Below are 22828 nucleotides of genomic sequence, written 5' to 3' on the forward strand. Positions count from 1 at the left end.
TCATGTCGATTCCCGACACCCTGGCGGCTTCACGCCGCCAGGCTCGCACTTTGCCGGGCAGCCGCTGGCTGTGGCTGACGCTGCCCGCACTGCTGTTTTTCTGTGCCTTCTGGCTGCTGCCGTTTGCCCGTCTGCTGCAAATCGGTATGCAGAACGATCGCACCACACAGCACAGTGGCTACTGGACGGTGATCAGTCAGCCTAATTACCTGTTCAGTCTGTTGAATACCGTGTTGTTGTCATTGGCTGTCACGCTCGTGACGCTGGTGATTGCCGCTGTTGTCGGCTGTTTTCTGGCGCGTCAACGCTTTGCGGGGCGCGGCACTTTGCTCGCCTTATTGACCTTCCCGCTGGCCTTTCCCGGCGTCGTGGTCGGTTTTCTGGTGGTGATGCTGGCTGGCCGTCAGGGCTTGCTGGCGCAAATTAGCATGAGCCTGGTGCACGAGCGCTGGACGCTGGCTTACTCACTGACCGGCCTGTTTATTGGCTATCTCTATTTCTCGCTGCCGCGCGCCATCGTCACGCTTGTCGCGGCCAGTGAAAAACTTGACCGTTCGCTGGAAGAGGCGGCACGTTCACTCGGTGCCAGCCAGTGGCGCATTACCTGGGATGTGATTGTGCCGGGTTTGCAGCCAGCGTTGCTCTCGACCGGCGCACTCTGTTTCGCCACCAGTATGGGCGCGTTTGGCACCGCTTTCACCCTTGGCACCGATTTGGCGGTGTTACCGCTGACCATTTATGGCGAATTTACTAACTACGCTAACTTCGCTACGGCGGCGGCGCTGTCAGTGGTGATGGGCGCGGTCGCCTGGCTGGCGCTCATGCTGGCGCGCCGTCTGGCACACAAGGGGGCAGCATGAATCGTCGCGGATTGTTTAGCCTGCAGCTGCTGGTCACCACGCTCACCGCGCTGTTTATGATCGTGCCGGTGGTGCTGTCGATGCTGGCAGGTGTCACCAATAACTACTTTATCGGCCTGCGCAGCGGTTTGACCCTGAAATGGGTTGAGCAAGTGTGGGAAATGTATGCCGACACCTTTTGGCTGTCGTTGCTGATAGCGCTGTTCTGCTTGCTGGTCACTCTGGTGATTGGCGTGCCAGCCGCGTGGGGTTTATTGAAAGCGCCCGGCCGCTGGGCAGCACGTATTGAAGAGTGCCTGATGTTGCCCGTGGCGCTGCCCGGCTTAGCCACTGCGCTCGGCATCATTCTGCTTTACGGCCAGTTTTCCGGCCTGCGTGACAGTTGGGTGTTTATTCTGATTGGTCATGTGCTGTTTACGCTGCCGTTTATGATGCGCCCGGTACTGGCGGTGATGCAGGCGGTGGATATGCCACGACTGGAAGAGGCCTCTGCCAGTCTCGGTGCCAGCCTGTGGCAGCGCTTCTTTACCGTGGTGGTGCCCAACTGCCGCAACGGCATTCTGGCCGGTGCCTTTATGGTGATCACCCTGTCGGTAGGGGAGTTCAACATTACCTGGATGCTGCATACGCCGCTGACCAAAACCCTGCCGGTCGGCCTTGCGGACAGTTACGCCTCGATGCGACTGGAAGTGGGTTCCGCTTATACGCTGATTTTCATTCTGATGATCTTGCCGCTGCTGCTGATGCTGAATGCGGTGAATCACTGGCTTAACCGCGCGGTATCGCGCCAAAACAAGGAGGCGGCATGAATCCTGCGGCCGTTACCGTGACGCTGCGCGGTTGTTCACGTCACTTCAATCACCAGCTGGCACTGCATCCACTCGATCTGACCGTGAATCCCGGGGAAACCCTGGTGTTGCTCGGGCCTTCTGGCTGCGGAAAAACCACCACCTTGCGCATTATCAGCGGGCTTGAGCGCTGCGATGCGGGCGGCGAGGTGTGGTTCGATGATCGTAACGTCACCGCGTTGCCGATTGAGAAACGCAACGTTGGCATGGTGTTCCAGAACTATGCGCTGTTTCCCAATCTTAACGTTGCCGAGAACGTGGCTTACGGCTTGAAAGTGCAGGGCGTGGCACGTGCCGAGCGTGAAGCGCGCGTGCAGGAGATGCTGGAGCTGGTGGATCTCAGCGCCTTGTCGCAGCGCAGCATTGATAAGCTTTCCGGCGGACAGAAACAGCGTGTGGCGCTGGCGCGTGCACTGGCAGCCAGACCCAAAGTACTGCTGTTTGATGAGCCGCTGGCTGCGCTGGATGCACGTTTGCGCGATCGCCTGCGCCTGGAAATCGGCACCTTGTTGAAGAAGCTGGCGATCACCGCCGTGTACGTCACGCACGATCAGCAAGAAGCCATGGCGCTCGGCGATCGCATCGCGGTGATGGAGCAGGGGCGTCTGGTGCAGATCGATACGCCACAAAATATCTATCAGCATCCTGCTTCGAAGTTTGTCGCGGATTTTGTCGGGGCGATTAACTGCATCGATGTGGATAAGCGCGGCAATCCTCAGCGCTTCTGTCGTCCGGAAGATGTGCTACTCGCCAATGATAATCGCTACGCACGCCAGGGCTTTATCCTTGCCAGCACCTTTTTAGGCGCGTCGCAGCGGCTGATGATCGACATCGGCCTTGCAATGCCGATTCAGGTCGATCGCCATGCGCGTGAAGCCTGGCATGCCGGGCAACCGGTGAGCTGGACGCTGGCGCAAGACGCCGCCCTGCAATTTTCTGCATCCTGAGGAAGAAATTCGTGTCTGAAGCATTGACGCTGATCGCGCAAATTAGCGATTTACACATCAAGGCGAACGGTCGCCTGTCTTACAAAAAAGTCGACACCCAGGCGGCGCTGTTGCGGGTCATCGACACCCTGAATCGTTTGACGCCGCGCCCGGATATTGTGGTGATCACCGGCGATCTGGTGGATTTTGGCACCGCAGAAGAGTATCAAACGCTGCGGACGGCGCTGTGTCGTCTGCAACTGCCGTACATGCTGATGGCGGGCAACCACGACGATCGCCAGCAGTTACGCGCGGCGTTCCCGGATCACCACTATCTGCAACGTGGCGAAACCCTGAACTGGCAGGCGCAGGTGAAAGGGGTGCAGTTGCTGGCACTGGATTCCAGCGTGCCGCAACAGCCGTGGGGTTACGTGGATGAAGCGCAGTTGGCCTGGCTGAAAGAGCAGTTGGAGCGCGAACCACAATTACCCACGCTGGTGATGCTGCACCATCCACCCTTGATCTCCGGCATTGGTCATATGGACAAGCAGCCGCTGCGCAATCCCGACGCGCTGGCGGCGATTATCTGCCAGCATCCGCAGGTTGAACGTGTGCTGAGCGGCCATCTGCATCGTTCGGTGCAGGCGCGCTTTGCCGGTACGTTAGCCTGCGTTGCGCCGGGCGTGTCGCATCAGGTGGCCTTTGATTTGTCTGAAAATGGTCCGGCGAATTTCGTGCTGGAGCCGCCGGGTTTCCTGCTACATCGCTGGCATCCACAGCAAGGTATGACGACGCACCAGTGCGCTATCGGCGATTATCCAGGCCCGTGGCCGTTCTATGATGCGAATGGTCTGATCGATTAGCGCCAACGTTTGCTGAATAATTACGCGTGTCTGACAGGATGGTTCGTGCTCAATTTGGTTTGCAGGTGTACAATTGGCGGTTCCCTCACCAGGGGTAGCTCGTCCAACTATAACTATATTGTCAGGCACGCGAATAATGAATTTTCACACCAGGGCGGTTGCGTCATGCTGATGCGCATCCGGCCAAAAACTGACCTGCGTACGCTGATTGCGTTGCTGGCAATCACCAGCATCGTCATTACGCTCGCCAATACCTTGTACGCTACCTGGCGCGTGCAGCGTATGGTGCTGATCGAAAGCACCCTTGAGGCCAACCGCGCCTATGCCACTAAACTCGCCGCGACGACAGAAGTCTTTTTCCAGCTGGCGCAGTCGCAGTTGCATTACAGCGCGACCCAGTTAGGCAAGGATTTTGATAATCCGGAGCTGGCGCAGCAGGAAGTGAACCGTCTGCGTGAGCAAACCAATAGCTTTAACTCCGTTGCCGTGGTCGACACCAATGGGATAGTCAAAGCGATTTCGCCTGAGTCACTGATGCTTAAAGGTATGCAGCTCACCAGCCAGGCTTCACGGGAGGCGCTGGCACAGCGTCAACCGATGGTGAGTAAGCCGACAATTTCAGCGGCCAACAATCTGATTGTGTTTGTCTCCTGGCCGATCTGGAGCAACGAAGGGCGCTATCTCGGCTATGTGGGCGGCACCATCTATCTGAAGAAGAAAAGTATTCTTAATGCCTTACTCGGTGAGCAATTCTACCGGGATGGCACGCGCGTCTATGTACTGGATCGCAACAATCAGGTGCTTTATCACCAGAACAGTCAGCTGATAGGCAAAATTGCACCGGAGATCGTCAGCGAACGTCAACGCAATGAGAGCACCAATGGCGAGGTGCAGGTCAAAGAAGAGGACACGGCGAAACTGGCGGGTTACGCCATCGTGCCAACCACCGGCTGGATGGTGGTGGCACTTAAGCCAACGGACGTCACCCTGCAACCGCTCTCTGGTTTGCTGCTGAAAGTGTTGAAAAACTCTGTGCCGTTTGCGCTGCTGACCCTAATAATGGCGGTGATCTTCGCCCGTCTGATTGCCTTGCCGCTGTGGCAACTGGCGCGTAAAGCCAGTCAGATGGACACCCAGGGCGTATCGGGTGAAATTGGCGGCATTCATGCCTGGTACTTCGAAGCGGCTCAGGTGAAGCGCGCCTTGCTCACCGGGATCGGACTGGTACAGGACAAAATCGGTCGGCTGAAATCGGAAGTACAAACCGATCCGATGACCAGTTTGCTTAACCGCCGGGGCCTGAGTGCGGTGCTGGATTACTTCGAAACCATGCGTCAGCCCTTTGCGGTGCTGGCGCTGGATATCGACCATTTCAAGCGGGTGAATGACAACTTCGGCCATGATGTCGGTGACGAAGTGATCAAACAGGTGGCGCGAACCCTGCGTAACAGTGCGCGCCAGACCGACGTGGTGTGCCGTAACGGCGGCGAGGAGTTTCTGATGCTGCTGCCAGCCACCTCGACGGAAGAAGCGCGGGTGATTGCCGAGCGCGTGCGCACCAGCATTGCCGAGAGCTGGATTGACCATGTTGGGCATATCACGCTCTCAGTGGGCATCGCACATTGGGAGGCCGATAACGAGCCGCAAGATGTGAGCCTGAAACAGGCGGATGCTGCACTCTATCAGGCGAAAAATGCCGGACGTAACTGTGTGATGATTGCCGGCCAGGACGCGCTGGTGAGCAGTATTACCCGCTAGTGCCGCAAGGGTCGACCTAAATGGCGGCCCTATCACCAGCGTGCAGGATTTATCCGGTGTGCACAGACGCACAAGATTCTGCAATTTATCCGGTATGCATTAACGCACATTATCGAGTGATTTATCAGGCTCGATTGGACGCTAGCTGCGCAGGCATTGCCGCCTGCACCTCAGCGCAGATCCTCATCGGGTTTCTTAAGATGCAGGTTTATGCACATCAGGTTTTCGCCGTAAATTTCTGTACAATCATCATCCCGTTTTTGGCGTCAAGGAAGTGAAATGCTGGCACTGCTTTTCCAATGGTACAAACGTCGCTTTAGCGATCCGCAGGCGATTGGCCTGCTGGTGATCCTGCTGATGGCGTTCTGTATCCTGTTTTTCTTCAGTGGTTTATTGGCACCGTTGCTGGTCGCGCTGGTGCTGGCTTATCTGCTGGAGTGGCCAACCGTTCGATTACAGCGCCTGGGATGCAGCCGCACCTGTGCCACCAGCATGGTACTGATTGTTTTTGCCGGTATTTTGCTGGTGATGGTGTTGATTGTCGCGCCAGTAGCCTGGCAGCAAGGCATCAACTTGCTGCGTGATCTCCCGAATATGCTGAACAAGCTCTATGTGTATGCCGCCGGATTGCCAAAGCGTTTTCCGGCGCTGGTGGATGCGGGCATCATCGACATCATCGTTGAGAATCTGCGTAGTCGCCTGACCGGGCTGGGGGAATCATTAGTGAAGTACTCACTGGCCTCGCTGGTGGGGCTGATGACGCTGATGATCTATCTGGTGCTGGTGCCGCTGATGGTGTTTTTCCTGCTGAAAGATAAAGAGCAGATGCTCAATGCCGTGCGCCGTGTATTACCGCGCAATCGCGGTCTGGCGGGCGTGGTCTGGCAGGAGATGAATCAGCAAATCACCAACTACATTCGCGGCAAAGTGCTGGAAATGGTCGCGGTAGGTTTTGTCACCTGGATTGCCTTCCTGGTCTTAGGGCTCAACTACGCGCTGCTGCTGGCGGTGCTGGTAGGGATTTCCGTGTTGATTCCCTACATCGGCGCCATGGTGGTCACGATTCCGGTGATTGGCGTCGGTCTATTCCAGTGGGGCTTAGGCACTGATTTCTGGACGATGTTTATCGTTTATCTGGTGGTACAGGCGCTGGATGGTAATGTGCTGGTGCCGATTCTGTTCTCAGAGGCCGTCAATCTGCATCCGCTGGTGATCATTCTTTCGGTGGTGATTTTTGGCGGGATGTGGGGCTTTTGGGGCGTGTTCTTTGCTATCCCGCTGGCGACGTTAATCAAGGCGGTGGTGCGCGCCTGGCCGGAAACGGCGCTGGAGCATCAGCAGGGGTAAAGAGAACGGGTGCACATTGTGCACCCGTTTTGTTTTATGCCGACTTCAGATAATCCAGCACGATGTCGTGGTGGTTCGACGTTTTGAAGTCGTCGAAGACTTTCTCAACTTTGCCGTTACCGTCGATCAGGAAACTGATGCGGTGGATACCGTCATAGGTTTTACCCATAAAGGTTTTCTCACCCCAGACACCGAATTCCTGGCAGACCTGGTGATCTTCATCAGATAAAAGGGTGAAGTTCAGCACCTCTTTTTCGGCGAAGCGTGACAGTTTTTCAGGCTTATCGGTGCTGATGCCCAGCACTTCCACGCCCACGGTTTTCAACGCATCCATGTTGTCGCGCAGACCACAGGCCTGAACGGTGCAACCCGGCGTCATGGCCTTCGGGTAGAAATAGACCAGAACGCGCTGTCCCTGGAAGTCGGCCAAATTTACTTGTTCGCCGTCCTGATCGGGCAAGCTAAATTTCGGTGCGGTATCACCGGCTTTCAGTGGATTCATCACAACTCTCCATTTTTTTCTTCATGCTGTGGGTAATACACCCTCGCGGCAAAAAGCCCCAGCGGGTGCCACCCTCTGGGTTATTTCACTACACGGTATGCCGTATGGCAGAGTGTGTGGAGAAATAACCCGGCGTTAGTTTACAGGGTGTTGTTGGCATCGTCGGTGACACTATAAAGACGAATTGAGCCTTGTGCATGCAGTTCTTCACACAGATTGTTGAAGGCCTGTTCAAACGGTGCGCTGGCCTGATTATCCGGGCTGTGTGCCGTCATCTGAATATACAGTGTCGGTGGGACACCTTCCTGTGCCGGGGTAATACGCGACACCAATTCGGCAATGTTCATCTGGTGTTTGTCGAACAGATCGGTAAAGCGCTCAATGAGATGAGGAGAATCCGGCACTTCCACCTGCACCCATACCGTGGCGGGCATCGGCGGGGTGACGCGCGCATTGGTGCGCTTCATCACAATCAACAGTTCCAGCTCAGCCCCTTTCATCGGCAGCGTGGATTCAATCAGGGTTATCGCGTTCCAGCTCCCCGAAAGCAGCATGATGAAGGTGAACTCATCACCCAACATCGCCAGACGACTGTCTTCAATATTGCAGCCGCAGCTACTAACGTGGCGAGTGATGGTATTGACGATACCCGGACGATCAACGCCCAATGCGGTGATCACCAGATGGTGCGGCTGTGACTGCGACAAAATGGTATTTCCTGTACGTTCGCTAATAACCATAAGGTAAACATAAAAAAAACTGCTGACAAGGGTAGGAATGGCTTGGCTCGCTTGCTTTTCTTTCGAGGTAAAACGTAACATGAGGCACTTGTTTGTCGAGGGGATAGCCCATGTTCACCGGAAGTATTGTTGCGCTCATTACGCCAATGAATGAAAAAGGTAATGTCTGCCGCGAGAGTTTGAAAAAACTGATTGATTATCATGTTGCCAGCGGCACCGCGGCGATTGTTTCTGTTGGCACCACCGGCGAATCCGCTACCCTCAGCCATGAAGAACATGGCGATGTGGTGATGCAGACCCTGGAGCTGGCGGATGGCCGTATCCCGGTGATTGCCGGAACCGGCGCCAATGCCACTGCTGAAGGTATCTCTCTCACGAAGCGCTTTACCGGCACCGGTGTGGTGGGTTGTCTGACCGTGACGCCTTACTACAACCGTCCAACCCAGGAAGGTCTGTTCCAGCACTTCAAAGCGATTGCCGAAAGTACCGATCTGCCGCAGATGCTGTATAACGTCCCATCACGTACTGGCTGCGACATGCTGCCAGAAACCGTGGCTCGCCTGGCCGAAATTAAAAATATTATCGGAATCAAAGAGGCCACCGGGAACTTATCGCGTATTTCTCAGATCCAAGAGCTGGTTAATGATGAGTTCATTATTGTCAGCGGCGATGACGCGACAGCTCTGGACTCCATGCAACTGGGCGGCAAAGGCGTAATCTCGGTTACAGCCAACATTGCAGCGCGTGAAATGGTAGAACTCTGTGCGCTGGCGCAACAGGGTAATTTTGCCGAAGCGCGTCGCCTGAATCAGCGTCTGATGCACCTGCACCAGACGCTTTTCTGTGAACCCAATCCAATCCCGGTTAAATGGGCAGCGAAACAGCTAGGATTAATCGCGGATGACACGCTGCGCTTGCCGATGACGCCACTGACCGAAGCCGGTCAGGCGAAAACGGCTCAGGCGCTGATTAAAGCGGGTCTGCGATAAATTAGGGAGAATCAATGAGTTATTCAGTTAAGCGCTCGACGCTGGCAACCGTGGTGGGCGTGTCCACCCTGATGCTGCTAACAGCTTGTTCCAGCGATCAGCGTTATAAGCGCCAGGTCAGCGGTGATGAATCTTACCTGCAGGCGCCTGAACTGCATGATTTAAAAGCCCCGGCGGGGATGATTCTGCCTCTGCAGAATGGCGATTACGATGTGCCGCACACTGTTGCGAAGGGTGCAGTAGGGAAAGCACTGGATATTCGTCCTCCGGCTCAACCTCTGGCGCTGCTCAACGGCACGCGTGCACAGTTCACCGGTAATACCGGAGTGCTGGCGGTTGAGAGCAGCCGTGGCTCTATCTGGTCACAGGTGGTGAATGTGATCCAGTCCTACAAGTTCCCGATTGCACAGCGTGATGATGCTGGGCAACAGCTGACCACCGATTGGGTGCAGTGGAACCGTGCGGATGAAGATAACCAGTATCGCGGTCGCTACCAGATCAGCGTACAGAACCAGAGCTATCAGCAGGTGCTGACGGTTCGTCTGCTGGAATTGCAGCAGAAAGGTGAGACGGTGACTGCACCTGCGCAGATCCAACGCTATACCGGCCAGATGTTGAACGACATCAGTACCGGTCTGGATAAGATTGATACCGCCAGCGCCGATGCCGCTGCAGGCCGTGCGACCGGGCAGATTGACGTCCAGAGCGGCGCAGATGATACCGGTCTGCCACTGCTGGTGCTGCGTTCACCGTTTAACGTCACCTGGCAGCGTCTGCCAGCGGCGCTGAAGCGTGTGGGCATGGAAGTGACCGATGACAACCGCTCGCAGGGTAGTCTGAAAGTGACCTACAAGCAGCCGGGTAGCAGCGCGTTTGACGCGATTGGTGCGAAGGATCCTGAACTGCCAAACGGCGATTACAAATTGCAGGTGGGTGATTTGGATAACCGCAGCAGTCTGCAGTTCATTGATCCTAAGGGCCATGTGCTTACTCAGGCGCAGAACGATGCGCTGGTGGCGGTGTTCCAGGGTGCACTGAACAAATAAATTGCCAAAGGGCCGGAGATTCTCCGGCCTTTTTGTTTTGGATTTGGCATAATACCGCCCGGCGAAGTAAACGATTGCGTCAGGCAGTCATCGCGCGGTGAAACACCGCTGAACACGGGTTCTTTCATGTTTGGAGTTAATGAGATGCAAAAGCGAGCTGAGTTGTATCGCGGTAAAGCGAAAACCGTATACAGCACCGATAATCCGGATCTGCTGGTACTTGAATTCCGCAACGATACGTCAGCAGGAGACGGTGCACGAATCGAGCAATTTGATCGCAAAGGAATGGTGAACAACAAGTTCAACCATTTCATTATGACCAAACTGCAGGAAGCGGGCATTCCGACCCAGATGGAAGCGCTGCTGTCGGATAACGAAGCGCTGGTCAAAAAGCTGGAGATGGTGCCGGTGGAGTGCGTAGTGCGCAACCGTGCGGCAGGATCGCTGGTAAAACGTCTGGGCGTGGAAGAGGGCATGCTGCTCAATCCACCGCTGTTTGATCTCTTCCTGAAAGATGACGCCAAACACGACCCGATGGTCAACGAATCCTACTGCGAGACCTTTGGCTGGGTCAGCAAAGCCAATCTGGCGCGCATGCAGGAACTGACTTTCAAAGCCAACGACGTACTGAGCAAACTGTTTGATGACGCCGGTCTGATCCTGGTCGACTTCAAACTGGAGTTCGGTCTGTTCAACGGTGAAGTGACGTTGGGCGATGAGTTCTCGCCAGACGGCGCGCGTCTGTGGGACAAAGAAACCATGGACAAAATGGACAAAGACCGTTTCCGTCAGAGCCTCGGCGGCCTGATCGAAGCTTATGAAGAAGTGGCGCACCGCCTGGGTGTGAAACTGGATTAAGTCTTCAGCGATATCTTTTCGGTGCGCATTCCAGCGCACTGTAAACAGGGTGTCGTCATAAATGAAAGGTCGTCATCGCTGGCGGCCTTTTCTGTTTCTGCCCTGCCTGCACGTTATCTAATACGCCTCCTTTCTCTCAATCTCGCGACGCTAGCGCCGCAACGCTGGTGATTAGCGATGCCGCCAACTAAAATCATGCAAAACCTTTTAACAGGAGCGAGCCATGCGCTGGCAAGGTCGTCGTGAAAGCGACAATGTAGAAGATCGTCGCAATGATTCACCCGGATTGGGCGGCGGCGGTCGGCAAATCCGCATTCCGCGCGGCAAGGGCGGTATCATTCTGCTGATTGTGGTGGCCGTGGCGGGTTATTACGGTTACGACCTCACCGCATTGCTGGAGGGGGGAACTCCGGTGACACAACAGCAGCAGCGCCCGGTGAACTCTGCGCAGGATAATGAGGATGCCAAATTCACTAAGGTGATTCTCGCCACCACCGAAGAGACCTGGGGCACGCTGTTCCAGAAAATGGGCAAACAGTATGTGCCACCTAAGCTGGTGATGTACCGCAACTACACCTCAACCAGCTGCGGCACTGGCCAGTCGGCGATGGGGCCGTTTTACTGCCCGGCGGATCAAACCGTCTACATCGATCTGTCGTTTTATGATGATATGAAAACCAAGCTGGGTGCGGGCGGTGACTTTGCGCAGGGCTATGTGATTGCCCATGAAGTCGGCCACCACATCCAGAAGCTGCTGGGCATCGAGCCTAAAGTGCGTCAGATGCAGCAGGGTGCCACTCAGGCACAGGCCAATCAGCTGTCGGTGAAAATGGAGTTGCAGGCAGACTGCTTTGCCGGCGTGTGGGGCCATTATGTGCAGCAGCAAAATATGCTGGAAGTGGGCGACCTAAAGAAAGCGCTGGATACCGCAGAAGCGATTGGTGATGACCGACTACAGCAGAAAAGCCAGGGCCGCGTGGTGCCGGATAGCTTCACGCACGGTACTTCACAACAGCGCTATACCTGGTTCAAACGCGGTTTTGACAGCGGAAATCCGGGCGACTGCAACACCTTCGCCGCCAACTGATGTCGTTAGTTGATATCACCGCCGCGATGCAGCGAGCGGGCATTCGTCGCTTGTGTGTGATCGCCGGTGAAGCTGACTGGGCGCTGCAGCAGGCCGTTGAGTGGCGTGCGGCGCTGCCCGGCGACTGGCTCACGCTGAGCGACAGTGATGATTTCCCCCAACGCGTGGCGCCCGCCGCTCTGCGCACGCTGCTGGGGCGTGAATTCCAGCATGCGATTTTCGATGCGCGCAATGGATTCCATGCGGAGGCGTTAGCGGCGTTGGCGGGCACGTTGCGTGCGGGAAGCTGGTTATTGTTACTGACGCCGCCGTGGCAAGACTGGGCCACGCAACCGGACTGCGACAGCCTGCGTTGGGCCGATGTCGCCGAACCCATCGCCACGCCTCATTTTATCCACCATCTGCAGCGGTTGATTGAGCAGGATCCGCAGGTCATGTTGCAGCACCAGCATCAGCCTGCGCGTGCACCCGCATTACTGCACCAACATCAGCCTGTGCGCGCAGCCGCATTGCTGCACCAGCATCAGCCTGTGCGTGCAGCCGCATTGCTGCACCAGCATCGGCCTGCGCGTGCACCCGCATTGCTGCACCAGCATCAGCCTGTGCACGCACCTGCGTTGCTGGACTTACCCGATTGGCAATGCCAGGCACCGCAGCAGCAGGCGCGGATCCTGCAACGGTTGCTGTCGATGCCCTCTGGTGTGGCGGTGATCACCGCCGCGCGCGGACGGGGCAAATCGGCGCTGGCCGGGATGCTGGCGCAACAGAATCAGCACTGCCTGGTGACGGCACCGGCCAAAGTTTCCACTGACGTGCTGGCGTCGTTTGCCGGTGAACATTTTCATTTTATGGCTCCGGATGCCATTCTCGCTTCAACCGCTGAGCGGTCAGCGCAATGGTTGATTGTTGATGAAGCAGCTGCGATTCCAGCGCCGTTGTTACAACAACTGATTCAGCGTTTTCCTCGCGTGTTGATGATCACCACCGTGCAGGGCTACGAAGGCACCGGGCGTGGTTTTATGCTGCGTTTCTGCGCCACCTTGCCGCAGGTGCAACATTTCCAGCTCGATGAACCCTTGCGTTGGTCAGCGCACGATCCGCTGGAACAGTGGCTAAGCCAGGCGCTGCTGTTTGAGGATGCCGCAGAGAGCGAATTTAACGGTGAGATGTCGGTTTTTCCGGCTAAACCAGAGCAAGGAGCGCTGGAAGCGGGCTACCGTCTGCTGGCGAGCGCCCACTATCGCACTTCTCCAATTGACCTGCGGCGCATGCTGGATGCCCCCGGCATGCGCTTCTGGCTGGCAGGAACGCCAGAAAATATTGTCGGCGCACTGTGGCTGGTGGAAGAGGGTGGGTTAGACAAGCCGCTGGCTGATGCCGTCTGGGCGGGGTTGCGCCGTCCGCGCGGTAATCTGGTCGCACAGTCACTGGCAGCCCATGCAGGATTCGCAGAAGCCGCTACCTTGCGATCGCAGCGCATCAGTCGCATTGCCGTGTTAGCCGCACAACGCCAGCGCGGTATTGGCAGCGCGTTGGTGGCCATGGCACATCAGCAGGCGGAAGGATGCGATTTCCTTTCGGTGAGTTTTGGCTATACCGAATCGCTGTGGCAGTTCTGGCAGCGCTGTGGATTTACTCTGGTACGCATTGGCTCACAGCGTGAAGCCAGCAGTGGCTGCTATGCGGCGATGGCGATACGTGCCTTAACGCCCGCCGGAGAAAAGTTACAGCAGCAAGCGGCACAGCGATTTTCGCGTGACGCGGTGTGGTTGCGTGACATTATTGATCTTCCTTTCGAGACCACCGAGCACCCGCAGACACTCAATGATGATGACTGGCCGCTACTGGCAGGATTCGCCTGGGCGCAGCGGCCGTATGAGGCGAGTTATGCCGCGTTGCAACGCCTGGTGCGCGCATCACCACAACCGATACTCGAAGCCATCCTTGTGCAAAAACAACCGCTGAGTGCCGCAACACAGCAAGCGGGTCTCAGTGGTCGTAAAGCCCTGATACAACGCTTACGCCTGGAGACGGCGGAGGCGTTGATTCAGTGCGATACCCGCCAGGCGGAACAGTGGCGACAGCAGTTGGCATCGTTGCAATAAATCTATTATCTCGTTCAAATTTTCCCAATATCACTCTCGCCTGAGCGGCGTATAGTGATTTGAGGAGGATCTTATGGCACTACGATATGTAATTGTTCAGCAACCGACGCACGCTGCGCAGCTGTTTTTGCTCTATCACGGCGTGAATGACAATCCTGATTCGATGGCGCAAATCGGCAACTGGTTCGCCAAAGCGTTTCCGGAAGCGCAGGTGGTGGTGGTGGGTGCACCTTACCCTGGCAGCGTACCGCAGGGCCGCCAATGGTATGCGGATATTCCCACGCATGACCGATCAGAACAGCAGGGCGTCAATGCGGTGATGCCGATGTTTGTCGAATCGGTGCGCCATTGGCAACAGGCATCGGGTGTTCGGCCGGAGGCCACCGCACTGGTAGGCTTCTCTCAGGGCGGCACCATGGTGCTGGAAGGCGTCAAAGCCCATGCGGATCTGGCAGGACGCGCGATTGTGTTCAGCGGCCGCTACAGCACGCTGCCGGAGCGCGTCAGCTCTCGCAATACCATCCATCTGATCCACGGCGATTATGATGATCAGATTCCGCTGGAACATGCTGAAGCCGCTATGCAGCGCTTAACGGCGCTGGGCGGTGATGTGACACTCGATGTGGTGGACGATTTGCCGCACGCGATTGACGATCGCAGCATGGAACTGGCGTTGAATCACCTGCGTTATACCATCCCGCGTCGCTACTTCGACGAGGCGCTGAGCGGCGCTAAACCGGGGGATGATGATGTGGTGATGATGATGTGATGGCGAACCAGAGTCGTTTTAACGTAACGGCGAGATGAATCGCGCATTTTTGTAGCCCATTCGCTATCCGATGCGCGGCGCATCACGCCGCTACGTTTACAGGGAGGAGATTAACCGCAATTATTTTTTCTTCGGCCAGTCGTCGTCGTCATCCCATTTATCGTTAAAGTCGCGATGCGGTGGTAAATCCGGTTTGTTATCCATAAACTTTTTGTGATCGATACGTTTTAAGTCTTTATAAACGTTCATTAAAATACCGACCATCAGCAGGATCACTAAGATCCACCAGTACTCTTTAAAGAATTCCATCCCATTGCTCCTTTAGCGTGCTTACTTAAGCGATCAGTTGTTCCATGATGCGCTGGTACATACGACTCAGCATCTGCAAATCTGACGCTTTCACGCACTCATTGATTTTATGAATGGTGGCATTCACCGGGCCCAGTTCCACAACCTGCGCACCCATCCGCGCGATAAAGCGTCCGTCTGAGGTGCCGCCTGTGGTCAGTAACTGTGGCTTAATTTCATTATAGTGCGCGACAGCATTTACCACGGCATCAACCAGTTTGCCGCGTGAGGTCAGGAACGGCTGACCGGAAACATTCCACTCCAGCGTGTAACGCAACTGATGGCGATCCAGCAGGGCGGCTACGCGCTCTTTGATCATTTGATCGGTGAGTTCGGTGCTGAACCGGAAGTTGAACTGCACGAAAAATTCACCGGGGATCACGTTATTGCTGCCGGTGCCGGCCTGCACGTTGGCAATCTGCATGCTGGTTGGCGGGAAGAATTCGTTGCCCTGATCCCATTCGGTGGCCACCAGCTCATTCAGGGCTGGCATCGCGCGGTGCACCGGGTTATCGGCCAGATGCGGATAAGCCACGTGTCCCTGTACGCCGTGGATCGTCAGATTGGCGGTCATCGAACCGCGACGACCGTTTTTCACCACGTCGCCAACGATTTCGGTACTGGAAGGCTCGCCCACCAGGCAGTAATCCATGCGCTCGTTGCGCGCCATCAGACGTTCTACCACTTTGACCGTGCCGTTAACGGCGCTGGCTTCTTCATCGGAAGTGATCAGGAAAGCCAGACGCCCTTTGTGCTGCGGATTAGCGGCGACAAATCGTTCAGCGGCCACCACCATCGCCGCCAGCGAGCCTTTCATGTCGGCAGCACCACGGCCAAACAGCATGCCATCACGAATTGAGGGTTCAAACGGCGGACTGATCCAGCGGTTGGCATCACCCGGCGGCACCACATCGGTGTGACCGGCAAACGCCAGGGTTTCGCCCTGACCACGCGTGGCCCAGAAGTTCAGCGTATCGCCGATGTGCATCTGTTCGACCGTAAAGCCAATTGCTTCCAGACGCGCCACCAACAGCGCCTGACAACCGGCATCATCCGGACTCAGTGACGGGCGACGAATAAGCTGCTGAGCCAGCTCAATGACTGGACAGAACATGTTATGACTTCTCCTGGATAAACGCGTGATAAAGGGAATCTTTGAAACCGACCAGCAAGTCACCGTTAGGGGCAGACAATACCGGTCGTTTGATAATGGCAGGCTGGGCGAGCATCACTGCTTTCGCACTGGCCGCATCGGTGACGGCTGCACGCTCCGCTTCCGGCAGGTTGCGCCAGGTGGTGCCACGCGTGTTCAGCAGCACTTCATAGCCAAGCTGATCGATAAACGATTGCAGCAGCGCGTCATCGATGCCCTCCACGCGATAATCGTGAAAACGATAGTCGGTGCCGGATTCTGCTAAATAGTTGCGTGCTTTTTTTATGGTGTCGCAATTTTTAATTCCGTACATCACCCACTGCGCTGTCATCGCCTGTTCCCATCCTGTGAAAAATAAAGCGCGAGTTTACCATAGCGCTTTCATGGCAGTGACCCTCACGGCTGCGGGCACAGCGATTTATTTGTTTTTTCATGATTATTTTGGCGTTATCAAAGTTACTTATTAGATCCAGTAAGCGTTTTCATTAACGTCATAAATAGTCGCCAGCGGCATCATCAGGATGCTAAGAATTATCCTAATCTGGCAAAAGCGACTTTTGATAACATCAGTGATTTTTTCCAGTGGTGATAACGAGTTGCTGAAATGTGCGTCAGTACGCAATTTCGGCAAAATGACGCTTTTGTGCGCTTTTACCGATGGTGACAAGTGGTGGAAACGTATTCACCTGTAGAAAAAAACGGCGTAGAATCACCCCTACAATAAGAGAGGGTACGATGGTCGACACCGAAATGGGAAACTGGAAAGAATTCATCGAAGCGATGTTACGCGCTAAGTAATACGCGAAGAGAAAAGCAGGGCATTCCCAACTTGCTGTAATTCTAACCACACAAAGCAATAAAGCCGCTATGTCTCCATAGCGGCTTTTTTTATGACTCAGGTTTTTAATCGTGCGGCTTGTCTTTCAATGGGAAGCGACGACGCACCAGCACAAAGAACAACGGCACAAAGAAGATAGCAAGCACGGTTGCGGATATCATGCCGCCCATGACGCCCGTTCCGACCGCATGCTGGCTGCCGGAACCCGCCCCGCTGCTGATCGCCATCGGCAGCACGCCGAAGATAAAGGCCAGCGATGTCATCAGAATCGGGCGCAGACGCTGGCGTGAAGCCTCCAGCGTCGCTTCCATCAGCTCGCGTCCTTTACTGTTGATCTCATTAGCAAATTCCACGATCAGGATGGCGTTCTTCGCCGACAAACCAATCACGGTAAGCAAGCCAACCTGGAAGTAAACGTCGTTCTCGAGTCCGCGCATCCAGGTTGCTACCAGTGCACCCACCACGCCGAGCGGCACCACCAGCATTACGGAGAATGGAATCGACCAGCTCTCATACAGCGCGGCCAGACACAGGAATACCACCAGTAGCGAAATCGCATACAGCGCAGGCGCCTGTGAACCGGAGAGACGTTCCTGATAAGAGGCTCCGGTCCACTGGAAGCCGACACCTAAGGGCAGTTGCCCCACCAGTTTCTCCATCACATCCATCGCGGTGCCACTACTGACGCCATTGGCTGCCTCGCCAACAATCTCCAGTGAAGAGTAACCATTGTAGCGTTCCAGACGCGGTGAACCGGTCTCCCAACGGCTGGTGGCGAAGGCTGAGAAGGGCACCATGGTGCCGCTGCTGTTGCGCACGTACCACTTATTGATATCACCCGGCAGCATGCGGAATTCCGCTGCGGCTTGCACATAGACCTTCTTCACACGTCCGCGATCGAGGAAGTCATTGACATAAGTCGAACCCCATGCGGTGGTCAGCGTGTCATTGATGGTATCGAGTGAAACGCCGAGCGCCTGGGCTTTACGCTGATCGACATCAATCTGCAGCTGCGGGCTGTCATCCAGACCGTTGTGACGCACACGAGACAGGGCCGGATTGCTGTCGGCCAGCTCCAGCAATTTGTCTCGCATCGCCATCAACTGGGTATGACCGATGCCGCCGTGATCCTGCAGTTCCATATCGAAACCGGAGGAACTGCCCATGCCGGTGATGGCCGGTGGGCTGCTGGCGATCACGCGGCCTTCTTTGATCTTATGGAAGGCTTTGGTGGCGCGGTCGATGATAGCGAACGAGGTACGATCGCTACCAGGACGCTCTTCCCAGTTTTTCAGACGCACAAACAGGCGCGCCACGTTTTGGCCGTTACCACCAGGACCGGCGCCGATGGTTGAGAACACCGATAGCACGTTGTCTTTTTCGGCGGTCATGTAATAGTTTTCGACCTTCGCCACCACATTGGAGGTTTGCTCTAGCGTCGCGCCCGGCGGCAACTGCACCTGCGTCAGGAATACACCACGGTCTTCCAGCGGCAGGAACGAGGTCGGCAGGCGGATAAACAGAAACGCCATCACGCCGATGATGCCGAGATAGAGCACCAGCCAGCGCCCACTCTTCATCAAAATACGCGCGACACCGCGCTCATAGCGTTCCGCGCTGGCATTGAAAGTACGGTTAAACCAGCCAAAGAAGCCGCGACGTCCATGATGATGGCCTTGTTCCAGGGGTTTAAGCAGCGTCGAGCACAGGGCTGGCGTCAGAATCATCGCCACCAGCACCGACAACACCATCGCTGACACGATGGTGATCGAGAACTGACGATAGATAGCGCCCACGGTGCCGCCGAAGAAGGCCATTGGTACGAATACCGCCGACAGCACCAGCGCAATGCCCACCAGCGCCCCCTGGATCTGTCCCATCGATTTTCGTGTAGCGGCGCGCGGTGAAAGTCCTTCTTCACTCATGATGCGCTCAACGTTCTCCACCACCACGATGGCATCATCCACCAGCAGGCCGATGGCAAGCACCATCGCGAACATGGTGAGCGTGTTGATACTGAACCCGCAGGCATACAGCACGGTGAAGGTGCCGAGCAGCACCACCGGCACGGCAATGGTCGGAATCAGCGTGGCACGGAAGTTCTGCAGGAACAGATACATTACCAGGAACACCAGCAGAATTGCTTCCAGCAGCGTTTTCACCACATCGGTGATCGAGGCTTTTACGAACGGCGTAGTTTCATAAGCCACTTTGGCTTCCAGCCCGTGCGGGAAGTAACGCGATAGCTCTTCCACGCGCGCGCGCACCAGCTTATCGGTGTTCATTTCGTTAGCGCCGGACGCCAGCTTAATGCCAAGACCGGAAGCCGCCTGGCCATTGTACCGGCTGAGGAAGTCGTATTTTTCCGCCCCCATCGCCACATCAGCCACATCGCCCAGCGTCACTACCGAACCATCACTGTTGTTTTTCAGCGTGATGGCTTTGAACTGCTCTGGCGTCTGCAACATGGACTGTGCATTGACAGTGGCATTCAGCGCTTGTTTATCCACAGACGGCAAGCCACCAACCTGACCCACGGCCACCTGTGTGTTCTGCGATTCAATCGCCTTCACCACGTCATCGGTAGTGAGCGCATAGGCAATCAGCTTGTTGGGATCGAGCCAGATACGCATCGCATATTGCGAACCGTAGGCATCCACCTGACCCACACCATCGATGCGGCTCAGCGGATCCTGAATGTTACTGGCGACATAATCTGAAATATCCTGTTTGTCCATACTTCCGTCGGTAGAGACAAACGCAATCATCAGGATATTGCTGTCACCGGTTTTATTCACCGTGACGCCCTGAGATTGAACGGCGGCGGGTAATTTACGCAGTGCGGTTTGCAGCTGGTTTTGTACCTGCTGACGGGCTTCATCAGGATTGGTGCCAGCGGTAAAGGTGAGGGTGATTTGCGCCTGACCGGTATTACTGCTGTTGGAGGACATATACATCAGATTATCGATGCCGGTCATGTTCTGTTCGATAACCTGGGTAACGGTGTTCTCCAGCGTTTCTGCAGAGGCACCGGGATAGTTGGCAGTAATACGCACGTTAGGCGGTGCGAGATCGGGATACTGCTCAATGGGCAGGGAGATGATCGCTAGTGTGCCGCAAAGACAAAGCAAAATAGCCAAAACCCAGGCAAAAATGGGGCGGTCGATAAAAAAATTCGACATGGAACCGACACTCCTCAGCTGCGTATTTTTTACTTTTATTATGTAAAACGTGAAGCGCAGTTGGCTTCACGTCGGCGGAGTGCAAGGTGCTATCCCGAAAACTCCTGCTGCTGCCTACTGTACGCGGCGCAAATTAGAGAATCGTGGATAAATTATGGAGAAAGTGTAAATGTGGTGCTGGTTTTCTGTGCGCTGCTACACATTGCGGCTCTCTAGCCACAGCACGGTGGCGGCGACGCGCGAACGGACATCCAGTTTACGCAGCAGATTGCGGATGTGCACTTTTACCGTTTCTTCGGAAATATGCAAGGTGGCGGCAATCTCTTTATTGGATAACCCACGCGCCACTTCCTGCAACACATCCAGTTCACGCTCGGTGAGTTGTTTGAAAGGATTGGCGCTCGGCTGGCGCGTTGCCAGATATTCTGCCACCACTTCACTAAACACATTCTCACCCAATGCACCGCGCATCACCTGCGCCAGCAATAATTCCGGCTCGCTGTCTTTCAGCAAATAGCCATCAGCACCGGCATCGACCATGGCGTATATATCATTGCGCGCGTCGGAAACGGTCAGTACCAAAATGCGCGCAGCGATCCCTTCATGGCGCAGGGCTTTCAGGGTATCTAAACCCGACATGCCTTTCATGTTCAGATCGAGCAATATCACATCGGGCGAGAGGCGACGTGCTTCAGCCAGCGCTTCAGTGCCGTTGTTGGCTTCGGCCACCACTTCCAGACGCGGTTCCAGTGCCAGCAGTTGGCAAATGCCACGACGCATCAGCGGATGATCGTCAACGATCATAATAGTCAGGGAAGAGGGGGCCATAAATTCTCCAGTCAAAGTCCATTCAACATAAGTGTATCGCGTTAAGCCAGCCGGTGTGCCGGGCGTGGTGGGAAACGCAGCGTAACGCGCGTTCCACGCGTCTGCGGGGTAATCAGTAAGCTGCCGGAAAGCCGGGCAGCGCGCTCCGCCATAATTGTCAGGCCGTAATGGCCCGGTGGCTCTTCAAGGCTGCGGATGCCGCAACCGTCATCTTCAATCGTCAGCAAATGGAATGCGTCTTCATCGCGCTGATAAAAAATATGGATTTTCTGCGCCTGCGCGTGGCGAATAGCGTTCAGCAGCGCTTCGCGCGCAATTTGCAGCACATGCACCTGCTGTTGAGCATCCAGCGTTTGCAGTCCCGGTTGGTAATCGAAGGCGATTGTGGCATGAGACTGTTCCTGCAACGGAGCAATCATTGCCTGCATCGCCTGTACTAAATCTGCCTGTTCGATGGTCAGACGGAAGGTGGTGAGCAACTCGCGTAGCTGCTGATAGGCCTCGGCCAATGCACGATCAAACTCAGCAATGATGGACTGCGCCTGAGGCTGAGTATTATCGACATTGCGGCGCAGCAACGTGAGCTGGATGCGCAGGAAAGAGAGCGACTGCGCCAGCGAATCATGCAGTTCACGCGCGATGGTGGATCGCTCTTCTATTAATAGCATCTGCTGGTACTGTTTTTGCGTCTGCCAAATCCATAACGAACGCGCCAGCATGTTGGCCAGGCTTTGCATCAGTTCATCGGCAGGTGGCGCTCGTCGCGTTTGCCAGCACAGTTCGCCGAGTAACTGATCTTCTTGCTGCAACGGCAAACGCTGCCATTCGAGATCGTCTTCCGCCACGCCCGTCTGAAAATCAATGCCGTCGCTGGTGATGCTCAATACGGTCAACGCCTCACGACGTTGAACCAGCCGCAGCAATCCCTGGAACAACTCCGGATTAAGTGGGCTGCTGGTGAGGACCTGCGAGCATTCATAGAGTAATTTCAGCGTGCGGTTGGCTTGCGTCAGGTCTTCCGTTTTATTGCGCACCGCCAGCTCAAGCAGGCGATAGTGCGAGTGCAGCCGTTCGGCCATGGTGGTAAAGGCTTGAGCTAACACGCCGAGTTCTGTGGGTTGGGAAACCGATAACGGCGGAAAGCTGAAATTCGCCTGCTCAACGTATTGGCTGGCCGTGACCAGTGAATCCAGCGGGCGCACTACGTTGCGACGAATAAAGCGGATGGTCCATAGCGCCAGCGCCACAATCGCCAGGAAACCAAACAGGCTGCTGGCCGCCACGAGATGCATCTTCAGTTCAGCGTAATGCTGCAGCGCCAGCACAAAACGGTCGATCTCACTGACGTAACCAGCAACGCGTTGCTGGTAGATCTGCGCGCGTTCGGGTTGCAGCGTTTGCTGCAACTGCGGCCAGCTGTCGCGCAGATAGCGATAGCGGCTGGCCACTTCCTTCGGCACCCACGGGCGTTCCAGATGCCGCAAAGCCGGCGAGCTGAGAGTTTGCTGATAGATCTTAATATGCTGCACTAACAGCTGCGGATCACGCGTGGTATCCCAGGCAAGGCGATAAATTTGCATGCGCAATGAACCGGCGACATTCACCGCTTCGGCATCACGTAAACTGCTGGAGAGCGTTAACAGCGCCAGGCCGGTGGTAAGTAGCGACAACAACACAATCGCGCTCAGGGCACGGGCTATGGTGCGGGTAACAGGACGTTTCACTATCACAATAAAACCCTTATAAGAGTGTGGGATTATAAGGCAGTGTCAGACTGACAG

The 22828-nt window shown here is 55.7% G+C and carries 21 protein-coding genes; 13 read left to right on the forward strand and 8 right to left on the reverse strand.

All coding sequences use genetic code 11. From position 1 onward, the window contains the following. Positions 1–2 precede the first annotated feature (2 nt). The 6 genes from LH22_RS07905 (at position 3) to LH22_RS07935 (ending at position 6602) form a co-directional block, all read left to right on the forward strand. Positions 3–860, forward strand: a complete 858-nt coding sequence (locus LH22_RS07905) for an ABC transporter permease (protein WP_038645476.1) — start codon at positions 3–5, stop codon at positions 858–860. Then, on the forward strand, positions 857–1669 hold the full coding sequence (locus LH22_RS07910) for an ABC transporter permease (protein ID WP_038645478.1): 813 nt from the start codon (positions 857–859) through the stop codon (positions 1667–1669). Before LH22_RS07905 ends, LH22_RS07910 begins: the two co-directional genes overlap by 4 nt. Beyond that, entirely contained in the window at positions 1666–2655 is a 990-nt protein-coding gene (locus LH22_RS07915; RefSeq protein ID WP_038645479.1) for an ABC transporter ATP-binding protein, read from the forward strand. Before LH22_RS07910 ends, LH22_RS07915 begins: the two co-directional genes overlap by 4 nt. Before the next feature lie 11 nt (positions 2656–2666). Next, positions 2667–3497 (forward strand): phosphodiesterase, encoded by an 831-nt coding sequence (locus tag LH22_RS07920; protein WP_038645481.1) that lies wholly within the window; start codon positions 2667–2669, stop codon positions 3495–3497. Positions 3498–3662: 165 nt separating this feature from the next. Continuing rightward, entirely contained in the window at positions 3663–5255 is a 1593-nt protein-coding gene (locus LH22_RS07925; protein ID WP_038645483.1) for a sensor domain-containing diguanylate cyclase, read from the forward strand. Between the two features lie 279 nt (positions 5256–5534). Continuing rightward, on the forward strand, positions 5535–6602 hold the full coding sequence (locus tag LH22_RS07935) for an AI-2E family transporter (protein WP_038645487.1): 1068 nt from the start codon (positions 5535–5537) through the stop codon (positions 6600–6602). A gap of 34 nt (positions 6603–6636) precedes the next feature. Here the strand turns inward: LH22_RS07935 and bcp are convergent, their stop codons facing one another. Then, a complete protein-coding gene (gene bcp / locus LH22_RS07940) occupies positions 6637–7104 on the reverse strand; it encodes a thioredoxin-dependent thiol peroxidase (protein ID WP_034825761.1) in 468 nt (155 codons plus the stop codon). A 140-nt stretch (positions 7105–7244) separates the two neighbouring features. Further along, positions 7245–7844 (reverse strand): glycine cleavage system transcriptional repressor, encoded by a 600-nt coding sequence (locus LH22_RS07945; RefSeq protein ID WP_369800279.1) that lies wholly within the window; start codon positions 7842–7844, stop codon positions 7245–7247. 110 nt (positions 7845–7954) lie between these two features. Between LH22_RS07945 and dapA the strand changes: the two genes are divergently transcribed. From dapA to ypfH, 6 genes are all read left to right on the forward strand, one after another. Beyond that, a complete protein-coding gene (gene dapA, locus LH22_RS07950) occupies positions 7955–8833 on the forward strand; it encodes a 4-hydroxy-tetrahydrodipicolinate synthase (protein ID WP_034825765.1) in 879 nt (292 codons plus the stop codon). A gap of 14 nt (positions 8834–8847) precedes the next feature. Continuing rightward, a complete protein-coding gene (gene bamC / locus LH22_RS07955) occupies positions 8848–9879 on the forward strand; it encodes an outer membrane protein assembly factor BamC (RefSeq protein ID WP_038645491.1) in 1032 nt (343 codons plus the stop codon). Positions 9880–10023: 144 nt separating this feature from the next. Beyond that, positions 10024–10737, forward strand: coding sequence for a phosphoribosylaminoimidazolesuccinocarboxamide synthase (purC, locus tag LH22_RS07960; protein ID WP_034825771.1), 714 nt, complete (start codon positions 10024–10026; stop codon positions 10735–10737). Between the two features lie 223 nt (positions 10738–10960). Further along, a complete protein-coding gene (ypfJ, locus tag LH22_RS07965) occupies positions 10961–11824 on the forward strand; it encodes a KPN_02809 family neutral zinc metallopeptidase (RefSeq protein ID WP_038645493.1) in 864 nt (287 codons plus the stop codon). Next, on the forward strand, positions 11824–13929 hold the full coding sequence (locus tag LH22_RS07970) for a tRNA(Met) cytidine acetyltransferase TmcA (protein ID WP_081946719.1): 2106 nt from the start codon (positions 11824–11826) through the stop codon (positions 13927–13929). Before ypfJ ends, LH22_RS07970 begins: the two co-directional genes overlap by 1 nt. A 73-nt stretch (positions 13930–14002) precedes the next feature. Further along, entirely contained in the window at positions 14003–14698 is a 696-nt protein-coding gene (ypfH, locus tag LH22_RS07975) for an esterase (protein ID WP_038645495.1), read from the forward strand. A 120-nt stretch (positions 14699–14818) separates the two neighbouring features. On the opposite strand, the gene LH22_RS07980 is transcribed toward ypfH, so the two are convergent. Genes LH22_RS07980 through LH22_RS07990 form a run of 3 tightly spaced genes read right to left on the reverse strand, consistent with a single transcriptional unit; the run spans position 14819 to position 16530 of the window. Beyond that, positions 14819–15007 carry a YpfN family protein gene (locus LH22_RS07980; RefSeq protein WP_034825779.1) on the reverse strand — a complete coding sequence of 63 codons (189 nt, stop codon included), beginning with the start codon at positions 15005–15007 and terminating at the stop codon, positions 14819–14821. A 25-nt stretch (positions 15008–15032) separates the two neighbouring features. Further along, a complete protein-coding gene (gene dapE, locus LH22_RS07985) occupies positions 15033–16160 on the reverse strand; it encodes a succinyl-diaminopimelate desuccinylase (protein WP_034825781.1) in 1128 nt (375 codons plus the stop codon). A gap of 1 nt (position 16161) precedes the next feature. Next, complete coding sequence (locus tag LH22_RS07990; RefSeq protein WP_038645497.1) at positions 16162–16530, reverse strand: ArsC family reductase; 369 nt, start codon at positions 16528–16530, stop codon at positions 16162–16164. A gap of 404 nt (positions 16531–16934) precedes the next feature. Here LH22_RS07990 and ypfM point away from each other — a divergent pair, with 404 nt between their 5' ends. Continuing rightward, the gene (ypfM, locus tag LH22_RS21025; protein ID WP_156102815.1) at positions 16935–16997 is read left to right on the forward strand and encodes a protein YpfM; all 63 of its coding nucleotides are present in this window, start codon (positions 16935–16937) and stop codon (positions 16995–16997) included. Between the two features lie 105 nt (positions 16998–17102). Here ypfM and acrD read toward each other — a convergent pair whose 3' ends face one another. From acrD to narQ, 3 genes are all read right to left on the reverse strand, one after another. After that, positions 17103–20219 carry a multidrug efflux RND transporter permease AcrD gene (gene acrD / locus LH22_RS08000; protein ID WP_038645502.1) on the reverse strand — a complete coding sequence of 1039 codons (3117 nt, stop codon included), beginning with the start codon at positions 20217–20219 and terminating at the stop codon, positions 17103–17105. Positions 20220–20414: 195 nt separating this feature from the next. Further along, a complete protein-coding gene (locus LH22_RS08005; RefSeq protein ID WP_038645504.1) occupies positions 20415–21047 on the reverse strand; it encodes a response regulator in 633 nt (210 codons plus the stop codon). Between the two features lie 41 nt (positions 21048–21088). After that, on the reverse strand, positions 21089–22777 hold the full coding sequence (gene narQ, locus LH22_RS08010; RefSeq protein WP_038645506.1) for a nitrate/nitrite two-component system sensor histidine kinase NarQ: 1689 nt from the start codon (positions 22775–22777) through the stop codon (positions 21089–21091). Positions 22778–22828: the final 51 nt, after the last annotated feature.

The organism is Pantoea rwandensis, assembly GCF_000759475.1.
GTDB lineage: Bacteria > Pseudomonadota > Gammaproteobacteria > Enterobacterales > Enterobacteriaceae > Pantoea > Pantoea rwandensis_B.